At 61.8% G+C, this 17445-nt stretch carries 6 protein-coding genes; 3 read left to right on the top strand and 3 right to left on the bottom strand.

All coding sequences use genetic code 11. The features are described from left to right. The first annotated feature begins 17 nt into the window (after positions 1–17). Entirely contained in the window at positions 18–1199 is a 1182-nt protein-coding gene (locus tag AB3X99_RS10435; RefSeq protein WP_368616854.1) for a hypothetical protein, read from the top strand. A 131-nt stretch (positions 1200–1330) separates the two neighbouring features. On the opposite strand, the gene AB3X99_RS10430 is transcribed toward AB3X99_RS10435, so the two are convergent. The 3 genes from AB3X99_RS10430 to AB3X99_RS10420 form a co-directional block, all read right to left on the bottom strand. After that, on the bottom strand, positions 1331–2527 hold the full coding sequence (locus tag AB3X99_RS10430; protein ID WP_368616853.1) for an acyltransferase family protein: 1197 nt from the start codon (positions 2525–2527) through the stop codon (positions 1331–1333). A gap of 146 nt (positions 2528–2673) precedes the next feature. Then, positions 2674–4545 carry an HAD-IIIC family phosphatase gene (locus AB3X99_RS10425; protein WP_368616852.1) on the bottom strand — a complete coding sequence of 624 codons (1872 nt, stop codon included), beginning with the start codon at positions 4543–4545 and terminating at the stop codon, positions 2674–2676. Between the two features lie 303 nt (positions 4546–4848). Beyond that, positions 4849–5787, bottom strand: coding sequence for a glycosyltransferase family 2 protein (locus AB3X99_RS10420; RefSeq protein WP_368616851.1), 939 nt, complete (start codon positions 5785–5787; stop codon positions 4849–4851). A gap of 627 nt (positions 5788–6414) precedes the next feature. On the opposite strand from AB3X99_RS10420, the gene AB3X99_RS10415 reads away from it, so the two are divergent. Together AB3X99_RS10415 and AB3X99_RS10410 are read left to right on the top strand one after the other, a co-directional pair. Then, positions 6415–7095, top strand: a complete 681-nt coding sequence (locus AB3X99_RS10415) for a 4'-phosphopantetheinyl transferase superfamily protein (RefSeq protein ID WP_368616850.1) — start codon at positions 6415–6417, stop codon at positions 7093–7095. A 431-nt stretch (positions 7096–7526) separates the two neighbouring features. Further along, on the top strand, positions 7527–17444 hold the full coding sequence (locus tag AB3X99_RS10410) for an amino acid adenylation domain-containing protein (RefSeq protein ID WP_368616849.1): 9918 nt from the start codon (positions 7527–7529) through the stop codon (positions 17442–17444). The last annotated feature ends 1 nt before the right edge of the window (position 17445 follow it).

Raw genomic sequence — 17445 nt, 5'->3', positions numbered from 1 at the left:
CATTAACCGAGATGGGGATGGACTTGAAGCTAGATATGGCAAGCGCTAACGACGACAAGGCATGGCTTCTATGGAGCTTATCTGCCGCCACTTGTTTCATATTGATTCTCGCATTCAGCGGAACAAGCGGCTCGTTTTTCTGGGACTACCATGTCTATGAGAAAGGCTTGAGTTGCTATTCGCAGGGACCGGATCCCTACGCGTGCGCATCGGGTGATTTTCCATTTGTTTACCCCCCAGCTTTCCTCAAAGTGTTTTCCGTTGTCGACTTCCCGACCGCGTTTGCTTTCCTGGTTCTAGCCTCTGTCGCAGGTATCGTCTGCGTTAGCCTGAGTCTCAAGTCTCAAATTCCCTATCATCGCCTGGCTCCGTGCCTGATTCTTGGCTTCCTGATAGGCGGATCGGGCTTTGCTTCGATCCAGACAGGAAACATCAGCGTCTTCGCACACCTACTCCTCGTATCGCTGTCCTATTTTCTATACACGAGGCGGTCGGTCTACACGTTGGCGCCACATGCGATCGCAATCATATTATTTTCTGCCATAAAGCCCTACTTCCTTGCCTATGCCTTGCTCTACCTTTTTCTGCCCCGCCGCAGTTTGATCGCATTCGTCGCAGTGCTGCTATCGGTTGCCGGCATCTACATTGCGCAACCTGCGCTCTATCCTCAGCTGTGGGCTGGGTTCCAGAGCGCCATTTACAATCAGATCATCCGGCATGGGGATGCAGGGCTGACAATTTTCGGCGTGTTCTCCAGGTTTGGGATGGGGAAAGTCGGCTTTGCTCTCCATCTTCTCCTGATACTTCTCGTTGTACTGACATCGGCAGCTCTTCGATACAGGCATGGGCAACGCGCTGTACAGATCAGCTCCGCCAGCGAGTTGTTTTTTTTCCTCGCCATCCTCATTCTGCTCAACCCGAGGTTGATGTCGTATGATTTCAGCGTTTTTGCGGTTTGCCTCTATTTGTCCATGATCCTGTCGTCACGAGGTGATGGGTGGGTGGGACTGTTCTTAAAGATTTTCCCTTTCTTGACCATTCTGCCTCTATGCCTCGAAGGATTGTTTGATATTCGAGTGCATTCTCTAACGTACTACTTCCTCGCAACCTACGTCCTGCTGGTTGCCGCAGTGGCCTGCCATTGGCCCTTGCGTGCCACATGGACAAAAGCACCTGGCAGCGTTGCGCACGAGAAGTAAGTTCGCACGAGCGGGAAATGTTCCGCCGCCAATTCAGTCCTCCGAGCCAGTGGCAGGCCGATATCTCGCACAGATTCGAACTCCACGGCTTGCTGCTAATTTCCGTCAAAGTGGGAACCACGCCAACGCATTCAAAGCGACTCTTCCAACGCGCCACGCTTCGCAAAGATGACCTGGCGCACCCACCTGCTAACACTTTCGGTGTATTGCATAGCGGGCTTCTCGATCAATCGAAAGGTCGTATAACTGACAAGAACCAGGACGGGGGTGGTCAGCAGGATCGTGAACCAGTGCTCCAGAGGGGTGAATACGCGTGCGCTTTGCTTTCCAACGACAAGGTTGAAGAGCGTAAACAAAATGAACCCGTGCAGGAGATAGATGCTGTAAGCGAGCTCCCCTAGCATGCGGGATAGCTGGCTGGTCAAGGCGCCGAACAAGGTGGCGCCGCCGGCAATCGCGGCAAAACTCAGGGAAAGCAGCGCTAACGTGACCCACGCATAGGTCGTTGGAAACAAAGTGACCGCCACGGTGATCGCGGCGATTGCAACGATCGAGGCAATGCTCTTCTGTGAAAGGTTACGGAACCAGGCGTGACGACAAAGAAGTGCCGAAATGATCCCCCCAAGAAACGGTGCCAGGAATCTTGATTCCGCATGAAAATGGACAAGATCCAGCACGCCGACAAATCCGATTATCAATACCGCAAGCGACGGAATAGCTCCAATCATCACCGCCAGCAAAGGGAGGCAAAGATAGAATCCCCATTCATAGGCGAGCGTCCACGGCACACCCGACAAAATGAGGTTGGTGTCCTTGACCCCGTTGAGATCCGGCTCACCAAAACTTGAAAAAGCTAACCATCTCGATGCGTTGATCATTAGCGTCAAAGGAGATTGCGTTAGCGCGAAACGTGACATGAAAGCGACCGCAACGAAAAGCAGCAGCATTGCGAACAGATACAACGGCGTCAGCCGCAGGACTCGGGAGACGTAAAGCTTGGTCCAGTCAACTCCGTTCTCTTTGTCATTGATTATTTTGGTAGAAAACAAAAATCCGGTAATCATAAAAAACAGGGACACGCTGGCTCGTCCGATATTTGCCATGAAATTCGATGGGGGGGAGTCAAACTGTGAGGTCCTGATGTAGTAGTACCATATGCAGGAATGGTGCAGGAAAACGAAGAACGCCAGGTACCCTCTCAATCCGTCAATCGTCGCAAAGCGTCCTGCAGCGTTTGGGGCGCCGAATCGCCAAATCAAAACCCTGGCAGTGGCGAGTGCGAGGAGCACCGCGGCTAACACCGGGAAAGGACTAGTCGGGGTTATCATTCCTTTTTCGACCTCTCAGAAGAGCCAGCCTGCGGGAGCGCCACGTCAGCATACTGGGCCTTCCCACCTGCTTGCCTTCATTGGGCGCCGAGGATGGCGATTGAGGCGCTTGCGTTGTATTGCAAGCGCCTCAATCAAGCGCAGCACTAAATCCGCACAGGTGGAAACTCGGCCGCGCCCAGATTCTCGATCTCGATGTAGGACGGCAGCTCATTCGCGGTCCGCGAGTACAAACCCACGGCCGTTTGGGAGAACCCGAGCCGTTTGAAATAGTCGTGGCAGGTCGCATTCCTCCCGGTATCGACCAGCTCAGCGCGGACTTCAGAGCCGGATTTCAACGCCAACCGCGTAGCAATCGCCCCGACGACCAACTCTGCGCCGAGCCCAAACACGCGGCACGACAGGACAACCTGAACAATCTTCTCGCCATTGATCAGGCAAACGGAGATGATGCCGTTGTCGATCAATTTATCCCGCAGCGAAGAGACCACGCAGTACCCGCCCTGGCTGATGAACGCCTCGAACTCCGACCGCTCCCATCTTTTCCCGGTCGTATTGAATTGATTTGTCTTGTTGATAAGCTCGAACGCGCGATCGAAGTGCCTGGATTGCGGCGTCTTGATCAAGAAGAATGACTGGCGAAGCTGTAACGAAGCTAGCCACTCTTCCCGCGAAACGCCATTGTTCGCGTCGGCACTCGCTTCGCGCTGCGAAATCGCGCGCACGAGTTCGGTACGGCGCGATGACTCTTCGGTGACGATGGGGACCTGCGTTTCGGCCGATCGCAGAATGATTCGTCGCCAGTCGTAATGATTGCCGCCGAGGCAGCGCATGGCAGGAATCGCCGCCTTCACCTCCGACAACTCACGGTCGTTGTCGTCGATAAAGACACAGTTGCCCGGAAGCAGATTCACCTCCTTAAGGATTTCAAGGATGTTCTGCGACTTGGGCTTCCAGTTGATGCGCACGCACGCGAAGTCGTCCACGGTAATGGCGCCGCGCCAGATGGCGTTGAACCGTTCAATGGTGGGCGCTTCTTCATTCTTGCTGCAGATCGCCAGTAATCCGCCACGTTTTTTGAAGTACAGCAAGGCTTCAGCGAGGCCGATAGGCCAACCTTCGATACGCTGCTCCTGGCTCACACTCTCGCCTTCCGCTGCCACGCCGCGCCACAGGGTGTCGTCGAGGTCGACGATAATCAGCTTGACGGGGTCTCGCTGCTCGATGACCTTGACTATCGCTTCGACCCGGGAAAGGAACGCGAGGGTAAATTCGCGCGACGCGACCTCATATGTCAGGATATGGCCAATCGCTTTGGGCGCAATCAGCCGATTCGCGTCCAGCTTGAAGTCCCAATCGTTGATGAACGAAGCGTGGGAACTGCTCAACAGGACATCGTCCTGCAGGTGCCGGCGGCCGACAAAATTGAGTATCTCGTTGGCGTCGAGAAAGTAGCAATTGTTTGTCTTGCGCACAGCGTCCGACAAGAGCCGGTTAATCTCACGTACGAGGTATCCGGGCGATGTCACAGCGAATGGATCGATGAGATCGCCGTCGTAATTGAAGCTCGGCTCGAAAAACGACATGAAGACGATCGGAGCTGTCGTGATCTGCGCGGCGACCTGCGCCACTTTCTCAGCGAGATATTCTCCTGTTCTCTCCAGCAATGAGCGCGCTTCCTCGTCCGAGCGCAGGCGCGAAAAGACCATGTCAACCACAGGTTCGGACGTTTGCGTCACTTCGCCCAGAATGTGGCGGAGCGTGAGATTCACGACGACGACGTCATCGGTTGGCGCGGCGTCTGGAATCGGAGCGTAGCGTTTCGATCCCATCAGTATGTGCCGGATGTTGTGCCCGGAGTTTGCGCTTCGCTTGACGAGCATCTCCACAGAACACGTGCCGAGCAGCAATATATTGAGCTTGCGCGAATGGATCGCGAGCGACGTCGGTGGCAGCGGCAGGTTGACCTGTTTATCGGCGACCGACGAGTAAAACAAATCGCGGACAAATTGACGCATTTAGGACCTCGGAGTCGAAACGTTCTCCACCCGCAGGCGGCATCGGCCTTGAGATTAGAGCAGAGCGCAGATGCACCATCTGTGCGCCGACATACACAACCCGGAGCGGATGATCCCTGCGACGGCACGCATGACGTTTATAAACGTCCTTGCCATAACGGGGCCGATCAGGGAGATAAAAGGGGAAGTAACCAGCCCTTGACGAGAGCTTCGAACTTAAGGGAAAACTGGACGGGAAGAAACGGGATATGCACGCTTGCCGGGCCGCCGGCTATGATTTTTATTTTTCGAGGGCGATGACACTCAAGTCGAATAATCCTCAGCCTGGATTATTCGTCTCAACTGCTTGATTAAATTCACACCTCCCCACCCGATGAGCAGCCTCGCAAAGTGCGACGCCCAATCCTTGCTGGGAATCTCGATCTCTCTTAACAAAACTCGCTCGACAATGGCAAGCCTCAAGGCAATACTCATTTTCTTGTAAATCAAAACATTAAATATAAACGATGAGACATGCCCTTTGGACATGAGCTTGTTATATTTTTTAAAAAATACGAGACTGGGCTCACAACTGACCGCCTTCGAAATTCTGGCGGGACTTTCGCTCAAGGAATACTCCACCAGTGCATCGTGCAGATAAACGAATACGCAGCCAGCCATTTCAGCTCGAATGGCGAAGTCCCAATCCTGATGACGGCGCAACGATCCATCAAAGCTGATCAGCGGGTACTGATGGCGCCACATCATGATCGACGAGGTCTGAATATAGCCCCCCTCCAGCAGGATGAAGTCGAGCATCGACTGCCCATCGTAGGGAGAGCGGTTGCCCACGATGCGCCGCCCTGCGTCCGTTAGCACGACGTTGCTGAAGAGCACCTTCGCTTCGTTCCCCACAGGCCTGGGGCCGAACGCGGCGATGCAGCGCTCGAGCTTGTTCGGGAGCCATCGGTCGTCAGCGTCGAGGAAGGCGATCAGATCACCGGTGGCCTCTTCAATGCCCCGGTTTCGACACCACGCCGCACCATGGTTCTCGCTTTCGCGAATCAGGCGCAAGGCAATGTTGTCTCCGCAACGACCCGGCAACTCGAACTGCAGCCCCGATGCATCATCGACGACAATGATTTCCCGCGGAACAACGGTTTGACTGGAAATCGAGTCTATTGCCACCCAAAGCAAATCAAGGCTGTTGTAGTGTGGAATGATCACACTCACGTCGTAGACATTGTCAAAATCACACTGCATCCCACACCTCGATCTGAATTTCGACAACTTCCTCGTGCAAAGAGTAAAACTATCGGTCTCGATCTGATAGCACGTCAATCACACATATTCTTACCGTTCCTTACCGGAACAGGGCTACCGTTGGGAATCCGGAAATATGTCTTACATGTAAATTAATCATACTTTCTAATTCCATACAGAATCGATTGGCAACCCTTCCCCAAACGGGCTTCGGACCAGTAACGAACGTAACCGGGAGGCGTTCTGGAAGCCGAAGCAATAGACGATTCGTCCGGCGCCGCATCGAGTCGCTAAGGACTCTGCAGCCCAGCTACTTTCGGAGAGCCTCACAGGTTTTGTGTCGACGCCTTGTTTCGGCAATTGCCGCGTCGGCTAGTCGAACCCCGTACACATGCGCGCACGCAGTGCAGCGTTATTTCATCACGCTTTCATGAATCGTAGGCCGTGTCGGAAGTCCCGTTCCGTGGGTTGCCCAACAAATCCGCGAGAGATGTATCTGTACATTTTGTGTGTCGGCCGCTCGTTGCGCACTCAACCGAATGGCCGCAAAGCCCTGCCGCGCCGACACTTCCAACCGCAAGTCGAACCAGGCCCTCAATGTCCTCGTCGCCCCTCACGCCGCCCACCATGCAAGAAGTCCATGTCTGGCAATGGGACCTCGATGCCTGTGGGAGCGATTTTGATCGGTACTGGGCGATGCTATCCGCGCAGGAACACGAGCGCGCCGGCAACTTTCGCTTCGAGTTGCCTCGCCGCCGCTACGTAATTGGACGGGGAGAAGTCAGACAAGTTCTTGGCCGCTATCTCGCGCGATCCCCGCGGGCGGTCGCACTTGAGTATGGTCCGGAAGGCAAACCGTTTTGCACGAGCCAACCTGCTGGATGGCGGATCTGCTTCAACCTGAGCCACAGCGAGAATACGGCGGCACTCGCCATTTCGAACGGCTTCGAGGTGGGCATCGACGTTGAACGGGTTCGTGCGATCGAGGAAAACATGCCGCTCCAGGTCTTCTCCGCCAGGGAGCGCGAACAATTCGACGCGCTCCCGGCATCGGAACGGCAAACGGTTTTCTTTGAAACCTGGGCGCGCAAGGAAGCCTGCCTGAAAGCGCTCGGGACCGGCTTCATCCTGCCGCCGGAGCATTTCGAGTTCGATCTTGCGGTTCATGGCGACACGACACCGCGCTTCGTCGGCGGCGCGGCTCAGGAAGCCTCCCATTGGCGCGTTCGCGCCCTGTCGCCCAGTCCGACCTGCGCGGGAGCAGTGGCGGCGCGCCACCGTGGCTGGTCGATCATCGACATGAACTGACTTCCGAAGGCCTCAGGGGCACCGGCATCGTCGACTCCAGCCGCACGATCCGCTTGTTGCCGCGCACAACGCAACACAGGAATCGCCAGTCTTCGCCTCGAAACAACGCACCCTGGACCCACGCCGCGAATACCGCCAAACCCGCTCGCATGGCGCAATGCAGGCCGCGGCCTGCGCGCCGATGCGCCCGCGCAGTCCCGGCGTGATGTGTTGCTGCAGCACATCGTGTGTGCGACGGCGAACGGATAGGCATCCCACGGAAGATTAACTTCCTCCTACAGCAAATTTCAAATTTGGGACGCGAGCCGGTGCGCAAAGCCGCCTGGCGCTTGTGCTTCCTGTGACCGGCTGCCGTTCTGCGCAAGTGCGGCGAGCGCACCGCCAAGCCTTGCTCAGCAGCGGCCTTCGTCAAAATCGTGGGGGAGTAGCAAATGTCACACAGAGATGGACTTTCAGGCGTTTTGCCGGGCGGCACCGATCACGTGCCTGGCGTGGCAGCGCGCTTCGATGCCGTATGTGCCGAGTTCGGCAATCATCTTGCTGTGATTGACGCCACGGGCGAGGAAGATTATGCCGCCCTCGGCGAACGTTCGGCGCGGCTCGCCACTGTCCTGCACGAAATGGGACTGGAGCCGGGCGAGCGCTGCGCGATCATGGTTGCGCGCAGCCGCGACACGCTGGCCTTGATGCTGGCGATCCTGCGGCTGGGCGCCGTCTACGTGCCGCTGGACCGCGCCTATCCGAAGGCGCAGCTCGATTTCATCGTTTCCGACTGCTCGCCCAAGCTCATCATCGCTGAAGCGGCCGCGCTCGCCAGCGTTGGCGAACTGAACGGCGTCTGCGTCGATCTCGAGCATGTCGTGGCGGCTGCGGAGGCGGCCGAGCCCGCACCGCTCTACGCTAGCGCTCGTGACGACGCTGCCTACGTGATGTACACCTCCGGCTCGACCGGCAAACCCAAGGGCGTGATCGTGCCGCAGCGCGCGATCCTGCGCCTCGTGCAGGGCCAGACGTTCACCGAGCTTTCGCCCCACACGCGCTTCCTCAACCTCGCGCCGCTCGCCTTCGATGCGAGCACGCTGGAGATCTGGGGACCGCTCCTGAACGGCGGCTGTGCCGCCATCATCAACGAGGTCCAGCCCTCTCTCGACACGATCGCGTCCGAGATAGCGCAACTTGGCGTTACCAGCGCCTGGTTCACGGCTGGCCTCTTCAATGCGCTCGCCGACTATCGGCTGGAAGCCTTTCTTCCGCTCAAGGAGGCGCTGACGGGCGGGGACGTGCTGTCCCCCGTCCATGTTCGAAAGGTCATGGAGGCTCATCCGGGTCTGCAGATCATCAATGGCTACGGCCCGACCGAGAACACGACCTTCACCTGCTGCTACCGCATTCCGCGTGACGGCAAGGCGCTCGCGCATGGCGATGCCATTCCCATCGGCTACGCCATCGCGGGTACGAGCGCCTACATCGTGGACGACAAGCTCATGCCTGTTGCCGATGGAGAGGTCGGCGAACTGGTCACGGGCGGCGACGGCGTCGCGCTTGGCTATCTCAACCGCCCCGAACTGACGGCCGAGAAGTTCGTCGGCGACGTTTTCGCTCCCGGTGCCAAGCTCTATCGCACGGGCGACCTCGTACGCCGCCGCGCGGACGGCGCAATCGAATTTCTGGGCCGCAACGATCGGCAGATCAAGATTGCAGGCAAACGCATCGAACTCGACGAAATCGAACATGCGTTGCGCGTGGCGCCCGGCGTGGCCGACGCGGCCGTGGCGGCATTCGATGGCCGCATGGGCAAGGTCATCGCTGGCTTCGTGAAGGCCGACGCGGCGGACGTCGCACTCCTCCTGAAGGAAATCCGCACGTATCTCAGGTCCGCCCTGCCCGACTACATGATGCCGTCGGAGCTGCGTGTGCTGCCCGACTTTCCGCTGACGCCCAACGGCAAGATCAACCGCAAAGCGCTGCTTGCGGAAATCGGTACGCAATCCCAATCATCGGCGGCGCCCTTGCCCGTTGACGACGACATTGCCGACAAGCTCGCGTCCGTATTCGAAGGGCTCATCGGCAAATCCGTCGACCGCCGCGCGAACTTCTTCGACCTCGGCTTGCGCTCGCTCGATCTGATGCGCGCGCACGCCATCATCGCGCGCGACGTCGCGGCCAAGGTCGCGCTGGTGGATCTGTTCCGTCACCCCAATGTCGAGGCGCTGGCTGCGCAACTGCGCACGACGCTCCCGGCAGCAAGCAAAGAGGCGATCCGTCCACGCCGAGGCGCGCAAAGCGGAGCGATTGCAGTCGTCGGCATGTCCGGACGATTTCCGGGCGCGCGCAATGTCTCCGAATTTTGGGCGAACATCCTCGCGGGGCGCGACTGCATCACGCATTTCGACCTGGCGGAACTGGAAGACAGTTTCGATGACAAGTCGCGACGCGACGCGAGCTATGTCAAGGCTCGGCCGATCCTGGCGGATGTCGATCACTTCGACGCCGGCTTTTTCGGCATGCTCGCGCGCGAGTCCGCGCTGACCGACCCGCAGCAGCGCCTCTTCCTCCAGATCGCCTGGGAAGCGTTCGAAGATGCCGGATACGACCCGGCGACGATCACCGGCGCCGTCGGGGTGTTCGCCGGCACGTCGATGAACACGTACTTCCTCAAGCACATCCTGTCCGATCGCGCGGTCATCGACGAATTTACGAGCCAGTTCCAGATCGGCGAGTATCAAAAGCTCGTCGGGGCCGGTGATTTCGTCGCGACCCGCACCGCTTACAAGCTCGGACTCACGGGGCCGGCCATCTCCGTGCAGACGGCATGCTCCACCTCGCTCACCGCCATCAGCCTCGCCGTCGAGAACCTTCGTGCGGGACGCTGCGACATGGCGCTGGCCGGCGGCGTCTCGATCACCTTCCCGCAAAAGCGCGGTTACTTCTACGAAGAAGGCGGTATGGGTGCGCCCGACGGCGTGTGCCGTCCGTTCGATGCCGATGCGAAGGGCACGGTATTCGGCAGCGGTGCCGGCGTCGTCCTGCTCAAACGTCTCGAAGACGCCATCGCCGACGAAGACCCGATCTATGCCGTGATCCGCGGCGTGGGCATCAATAACGATGGGTCCGACAAGGTCGGCTTCACCGCGCCGAGCGTCGATGCCCAGGCCCGCGCCATTGCGATCGCGCACGCCGAGGCCGGCATCGATCCGGCCTCGATTGGCTATGTCGAGGCCCATGGCACCGCAACGCCGCTTGGCGATCCGATTGAATTCGCGGGCCTCGTGCAGGCGTTTCGTTTGGGCGGCGCCGAGGGCGGCCAGTTCTGCGCACTCGGCTCGGCGAAGGCCAATGTGGGGCACCTCGACGCGGCCGCAGGTGTGACGGGTTTCATCGCCGCGTCGCTCGCGCTGCGCAACCGCACCTTGCCGCCGCTCACGCATTTCCGTTCGCCCAACCCCGGCATCGACCTGGCCAGCAGTCCGTTTTTCTTCAATACGGCCGTGCGTCCCTGGGCTGAGGGCGCCACGCCACGCCGGGCCGGCGTGAGTTCCCTCGGCGTCGGCGGGACGAACGTGCATGTGGTGCTCGAAGAGGCGCCTTGCCGTACCGCCCCGGGTGAGCAAAGCGAAGAACTCCAGATCCTGCCGGTATCGGCCCGCAGCGCCGCCGCACTCGAGCGCGCGAAGGCGAATCTCGCCACGCACCTCGCAAGCCATCCGGAGATCGCACTGGCCGACGTGGCCGCGACGCTGCAAACGGGACGCCGCGATTTCGCGCACCGCGCCGTTGTCGTCGCCGAGAGCGTGGAGCAGGCCCAGGCCAGGCTGCAGAAAGGCGCGATCGAAGCACAGGCCCCGCAGGCCACGCCCGCAGTCGTCTTCATGTTCCCCGGCCAGGGCGCGCAGTATCCGGGCATGGGCGCCGCGCTCTATCGCACCGAGCCGGTCTATCGCGAGTGGATCGACAGGGGCGCCGAGGCACTCGCCCCGCATCTCGGCCTGGACATCCGCACGCTGCTGTTGAGCGAAGCCCCGGAAGGCGACGACACCCCGCACCCTATCCGCTCGACGATCTACGCACAGCCTGCGCTCTTCCTCGTCGAATATGCGCTCGCGCAGTTGTGGATCTCGCGCGGCATCAAGCCGACGGCCATGATCGGCCACAGCGTCGGCGAACTGGTCGCGGCGTGCGTGGCGGAGGCGATCGCCTTCGAGGATGCGCTGTGCCTCATTGCGCAACGCGGCGCGCTCATGCAGTCGGCCGAACCGGGCGCGATGCTGGTCGTGCGCCTGTCGGAGGCCGAACTCAGCGCGATGCTACCCGCCGACGTCGATCTCGCCGCGATCAATGCGCCGACGCTCAGCGTCGTGGCAGGCCCCTTCGCCGCCATCGAGGCATTCGAGGCCACGCTCAAGGCACGCGATATCGAGCATCGACGCCTGCACACTTCGCACGCGTTCCACTCGCGCATGATGTCGGGCGTCGTCGACGATCTGGCGAAGGTCGCGAACAGCCTGTCTTTTGCGCGGCCGAAGATTCCGTACGTGTCCTCCGTGACCGGCCAATGGGCGGCGATGGATCAGCCGGTCTCGGGAGCGTACTGGGCCAGCCATTGCCGCAATGTCGTGCGCTTTAGCGACGCGCTGGCCACGGTCACGGCAGAGGGCAAGCCGCTCCTGCTCGAAATCGGCCCGGGCCGCACGCTCTCGACCTTTGTCCTGCAGGGCTTGCCCAAGGACCGGCATCAGGGTGCGATTGCCTCACTGCCCGATTTCGCGACGCGCGAGCGCGAGCTTGCCGTCCTCGCCGAGGCAACCGGGCGCCTGTGGCTGAACGGCGTCAAGCCGAACTGGCAAACGCTGCGGACTGAAGCCGGCCGCCGGGTTTCGCTACCGACCTACCCCTTCGAGCCGGAGCGGCACTGGATTGACGCCCCGGCAACCGCCTCTTCACGCCAGCCGACGACCGTTGCCCCAGCGATTGCCGCACAAGCCCCGTCCGAAGCCCTAATCGATATTCCTGAGACCGCCATGGCCCAAACCGTCCAAATCGACCGCAAACCGCGTCTCATTGCCGAACTGGCGTCACTGCTTGCCGAAATGTCCGGCGAAGCACCGGATACGTCCAATCCGGACGTGACCTTCTGGGACCTCGGTTACGACTCGCTGTTCATGGGGCAAGTATCGCGGCAGCTGCGCCGCCGCTACGACGTCACGATCAGCTTCCGGCAGATCATGAGCGACTATCCGACGCTGCCCGCGCTCGCGCAGTTCCTCGATGGCGCCATGCCGCCCGATCCGGAAGTGCCGGCTGAGGCTGCGCCGGCTGCTGCGCCTGTCGCTGCGCCGGTCGCTGTTCAAGTCTCGGCTGCTCCGGTCGCCGTTGCGGCGGTGCAAGTGAGTGCACCTGTGGCTGTTCAGCCAGCCACGGGCGACCTCCAGTCGGTGATCCGCGACCAGCTCGCCGCGATGCAGTCGGTGATGGCGCGTCAACTCGAGGTGCTGCAAGGTGCGCCGCTGGCCGTGCCGCAGCCCGCAGCGGCCCAAATCGTGGTGCCCGCAGCCGTCGCCGCCGCCCCGGTCGTTGCCGCTGCAGCGCCCGCGCCTGCCACCACGCCCGCGCACGCCGCCGGCCCGGAGATCAAGTTCGAGGAGAACCGCCCTTCGCGCTTCACCGCGTACAAGCCCGGCGCCTCGCACTCGGCCCAGATGACCGACGCGCAGCAGGCGTTCATCACCGATCTGGCCACGCGCTACTCGGCGAAAACCGCCACCTCGAAGTCCCGTACGCAGTCCTATCGGTCGGTGCTTGCCGATCCGCGCACCGCCAGCGGCTTCCGCGAGGAATGGAAGGAGCTCGTCTATCCGATCGTCGCCCAGCGCTCGAAGGGCTCTAAGATCTGGGACGTGGACGGCAACGAATACATCGACGTGGTCAACGGCTACGGCCAGACCGCGTTCGGCCACACGCCCGATTTCGTGGTTGCCGCGGTCAACGCGCAACTGGCCGAAGGCTTCGCTATCGGACCGCAGTCGCCGCTCGCGGGCGAAGTCGCGCAGATGTTCTCGGAGATGACGGGCCATCAGCGTGTCACATTCTGCAATACCGGCTCGGAAGCCGTGATGGCGGCGATGCGTCTCGCGCGCACGGTGACCGGCAAGGACAAGGTGGTCTGCTTCGACGGCGACTATCACGGCCAGTTCGACGAAGTGCTCGTGAAGCCTGGCAGCGAAGCGGGCGTGCCGCGCGCATTCCCGCTCGCCCCGGGAATTCCGCACACCTCCGTGGGCAACATGGTCGTGCTGCCCTACGCGCGTCCCGAAAGCCTCGAGTGGATCAAGGCAAACATCGACGATATCGCAGCCGTCCTGATCGAGCCGGTGCAGTCGCGCCATCCCAATCTGCGTCCGAAGGAGTTCGTGCAGCAGTTGCGCGACGTGACGGCCGCCAATGAGTCGGCCCTCATCTTCGACGAGGTCGTGACGGGCTTTCGCGTCCACCCGGCCGGCATGCAAGGCCTGTGGGGCATCCAGGGCGACATGGCGACCTACGGCAAGGTGGTCGGCGGCGGCCTGCCCATCGGCGTGCTCGCCGGCACCACGCAGTACATGGACGCGCTCGACGGTGGTCAGTGGCAATTCGGCGATGCTTCGGTACCCGAAGTTCCGCCGACGTTCTTCGCCGGCACGTTCGTGCGCCACCCCGTCGTGCTGGCCGCAATGAAAGCCGTCCTCCTGCACCTCAAGGAAGCGGGCCCGGCGCTTCAGGAAGGCCTCGGCGAACGCATGGCCGGCCTCGTGCAGCGCGTCAACGCACATCTGGAGAAGGTCGGCATCGCTACGCGGGCCGAATCCTTCTCGAGCTGGTTCTATGTGAATCTCGCGGGCGAGGATCGGCTGGGCAGTCTCTTCTATCCGTATATGCGCTACCTCGGCGTGCATATCATGGAGGGCTTCCCCTGCTTCCTGACGACGAGCCATTCGGACGAGGACATCCGCAAGATCGGCGACGCCTTCATCGCGAGCATCGATGCGCTCCAGCGCGTCGGCATTCTCGGCGGCGCGCAGGACACCGCGGCGCAGACGCAGGTCGAACCGGCGCTCACGCAATCGGCGCTCACCGAGCCGCAGAAGGAAATCTGGATGTCGGCCCAGCAGGGCCACGAAGCCTCGCTCGCGTTCAATGAGTCGTTCACGCTCGAACTCAATGGCAAGCTGAACGAGGCCGCGTTCGAACGGGCCTTCGCCGCGACGGTTGCCCGCCACGATGCGCTGCGCGTGCACTTCTCGCGCGTGGGCGACATGATGTTCGCGGAACCGACGACGACCGTGCCGCTGGTCCCGATCGACCTTTCCACTCACGCCGATCCGGCGGGCGAGCTCAAGGCCATCATCGACGCGGAAGCCCGCGAGGTCTTCGACCTGACCCGAGGCCCGCTCGCGCGCGCCGCACTGGTTCGCCTCGAAGCGCAGAAGTGGGCGTTCGTGTTCACGGCACATCACATCGTCTGCGACGGCTGGTCGATCAACATCATCCTGCGCGATCTGGCTGCGCTCTACGCCGCAGAAGTCTGGGGCACGCAGCCGGAACTCGACGAGGTGCAGAGCTTCCTCGCCTTCGCCAAGGCGCAGGACGAAATCGGCGTCGACAAGGAAACGCGCGAGTTCTGGATGAACGTCCATCGCGTCCCGGCGCCGCAACCCGATTTGCCCGGCGACCGCCCGCGTCCGGAACGCAAGAGCTTCAACGGCGCGTCGACGACCCGCCATCTGGGAGCCGATCTTCTCAAGCAGGTGAAGACCGCTTCCTCGAAGCAGGGCTGCTCGCTGTTCGCCACGCTGTTCGGCGCGGCCCAGGTGCTGTTCGGCCGTCTGTCCGGCAATGACGACGTGGTGATCGCCGCACCGATGGCTGGCCAGTCGCAAGCGGGCGAAGCGCTGCTGGTCGGGCACTGCGTGAACTTCCTGCCGCTGCGCGTGAAGTTCGACCGCGAGAAGCCTTTCGCCACGCACATGAAGGCGGTGCGCGATCACCTCTACGACGCAGGCGACCGCCAGAACTACACCTACGGCGCACTCGTGCGCGACCTCGGCATCAAGCGCGATCTCAACCGGCTGCCGCTGACCGATCTGCAGTTCAACCTGGAAAAGGTCGACGGCGAACTCGACATGGCAGGCGTCACCACGCACTTCGCGCCGAACGCGAAGGCCTACAGCAACTTCGATCTGTTCCTGAACGTGATCGAATCGGCACAGGGTTTGCGACTCGATTGCGACTTCAACACCGACGTCTACGATGAAACGACGATCCAGCGCTGGCTCGGCTACTACGAAACCTTGCTGACGGCGATCGCCCGCGATGCCGAAACGCCTGTCGCAGCCCTGCCGCTCTTGAGCGATGCGGAAATCCACCATCTGCGTGACGAGCTGAACGCTTCCCAGCGCGACTACGATCTCTCGCAGACGACGCCGGCGCTGATCGCCGCACAGGCCTGGCAGGCTCCCGATACGACAGCCGTGTCGGACGACTCGACGAGCCTGACCTATGGCGAACTCGATGCGCGCGCCAGCCAGATCGCCCGCCGGCTCATGGCGGCGGGTATCGCCTCAGGCTCACGCGTCGCCCTCGCGATGGAACGCAGCGCCATGATCGTGCCCGCCATGATCGGCGTGTGGCGCGCGGGCTGCGCCTACGTGCCGCTCGACATGACGATGCCGCCTGCACGCCTGCGTCAGATTCTCGATGGCGCCGGCATCGCCGCGATCCTCAGCGATGAGCAAAGCCTCACGGTGCTGGAACCGGGCGCGCATCGCGTGCTGGACGTGGAGGCGCTCCTCGCGCAGGACGATGACGAGACTGTGGCGCTGCCCGCCGTAACGGACGCCGATTCGGCCTACGTGATCTTCACGTCGGGCTCGACGGGTCAGCCCAAGGGCGTGGAGATCGGCCATCGCGCGCTGAGCAACTTCCTGCTCTCGATGGCGCACGCGCCGGGCTTTACGGTCAGGGACACCATCGTCGCGGTGACGACGTTCTCCTTCGATATCTCGGGTCTCGAGCTGTTCCTGCCGCTCATCGCCGGCGGGCGGACCTTCATCGCCGGCCACGCGGAAGTGCGCACCGGTTTCGAACTGGTGACCCGCCTGAAGGAAGAAGCCGCCACCGTGCTCCAGGCGACGCCTTCGCTGTGGCGCATGCTGCTCGAGGCCGGCTTCAAGGCGCCGAAGGGCTTCAAGATCCTGTGCGGCGGTGAGCCGTTGCCGCGCGATCTCGCCGACGACCTGCTCGCGACCGGCGCGGAGGTGTGGAACCTTTATGGCCCGACCGAGACGACGATCTGGTCCTCCGCCTCGCGTGTCGTTGCGAACGCACCGGTGGTGATCGGCGCGCCGCTCGCCAATACCGACCTGCACGTGCTGACCGACGACCTGCATCTGGCGCCCGAAGGCGTGAGCGGCGAACTGTGGATTGGCGGTGAAGGCCTGGCGAAGGGCTATTTCAACCGCCCCGACCTGACCGATGCCGCCTTCAAGTCGGTTGCCATCGAAGGCGCCGCACCGCGCCGGCTCTACCGCACCGGCGATCTCGCGAAGCGGCTCGCCGACGGCTCGCTCCAGCACCTGGGCCGTCGCGACCAGCAGATCAAGCTGCGCGGCTTCCGCATCGAGATCGAGGATATCGAGGCCACCCTGCGCAAGGCGCCCGGTGTTGCCGCAGCCGCCGTCGCCCTGCATACCGTGGCCGACAGCGCGCGCCTCGTGGGCTACCTGGTCGGCGCGGGCTCCGACAAACCGGATCAGAGCGCAGTCGCAGCGCATGTCGCCGGTCAACTGCCGTCCTACATGGTGCCGACGCTGTGGATGACGCTCGGCGCGCTGCCTCAGACCAGCAACGGCAAGCTCGACCGCAAGGCCCTGCCCGTGCCGACGGCGGACATGGTGGCCGCGCCGGTGCGCCAGCCGCACGCCGCGCTCAAGGTCGTGCCGCAAGCGCCGGTGCCGATCGAACCGGCGGCCCGCGAGGCCGCGCAAATCGTGGTCGCCGCAGCCGAACCCGCGGCCATGACGCCGACGCAGGCCACCATCGCCGCGATCTGGCGCGAGGTGCTCGGCCTGCAGCAGGTGGGCATCGACCAGAAGTTCTTCAGCCTCGGTGCAGACAGCCTGCAGCTGTTCCGCATCGTTGCCCGAATGAACGAGCGCGGGTTGGGCGTGGATGCGCGTCAGCTCATGAAGAACGTCACGATCGAGCAGCTGGCCGCGAGCCTTGACGGCACGCAGATGGACGAGCCGGTCGAGGTGCCCGCCGTGGCGCGGCCGTCGATCCTCAACTTCAAGCGCAGGATTGCCGAGGGAGCCTGAG

Source organism: Paraburkholderia sp. BR10882, assembly GCF_040948855.1.
GTDB classification, from domain to species: domain Bacteria; phylum Pseudomonadota; class Gammaproteobacteria; order Burkholderiales; family Burkholderiaceae; genus Paraburkholderia; species Paraburkholderia nodosa_A.
Note: the sequence above shows the minus strand (reverse complement) of the source record. Positions and strands in the feature narration are given on the sequence as shown.

Bases quoted from the DNA above. Each gene is read 5' to 3' on its own strand.
- AB3X99_RS10410 (WP_368616849.1), top strand. From the start codon at position 7,527: ATGTCACACAGAGATGGACTTTCAGGCGTTTTGCCGGGCGGCACCGAT.
- AB3X99_RS10425 (WP_368616852.1), bottom strand. From the start codon at position 4,545: ATGCGTCAATTTGTCCGCGATTTGTTTTACTCGTCGGTCGCCGATAAA.
- AB3X99_RS10415 (WP_368616850.1), top strand. From the start codon at position 6,415: ATGCAAGAAGTCCATGTCTGGCAATGGGACCTCGATGCCTGTGGGAGC.
- AB3X99_RS10435 (WP_368616854.1), top strand. From the start codon at position 18: ATGGACTTGAAGCTAGATATGGCAAGCGCTAACGACGACAAGGCATGG.
- AB3X99_RS10420 (WP_368616851.1), bottom strand. From the start codon at position 5,787: ATGCAGTGTGATTTTGACAATGTCTACGACGTGAGTGTGATCATTCCA.
- AB3X99_RS10430 (WP_368616853.1), bottom strand. From the start codon at position 2,527: ATGATAACCCCGACTAGTCCTTTCCCGGTGTTAGCCGCGGTGCTCCTC.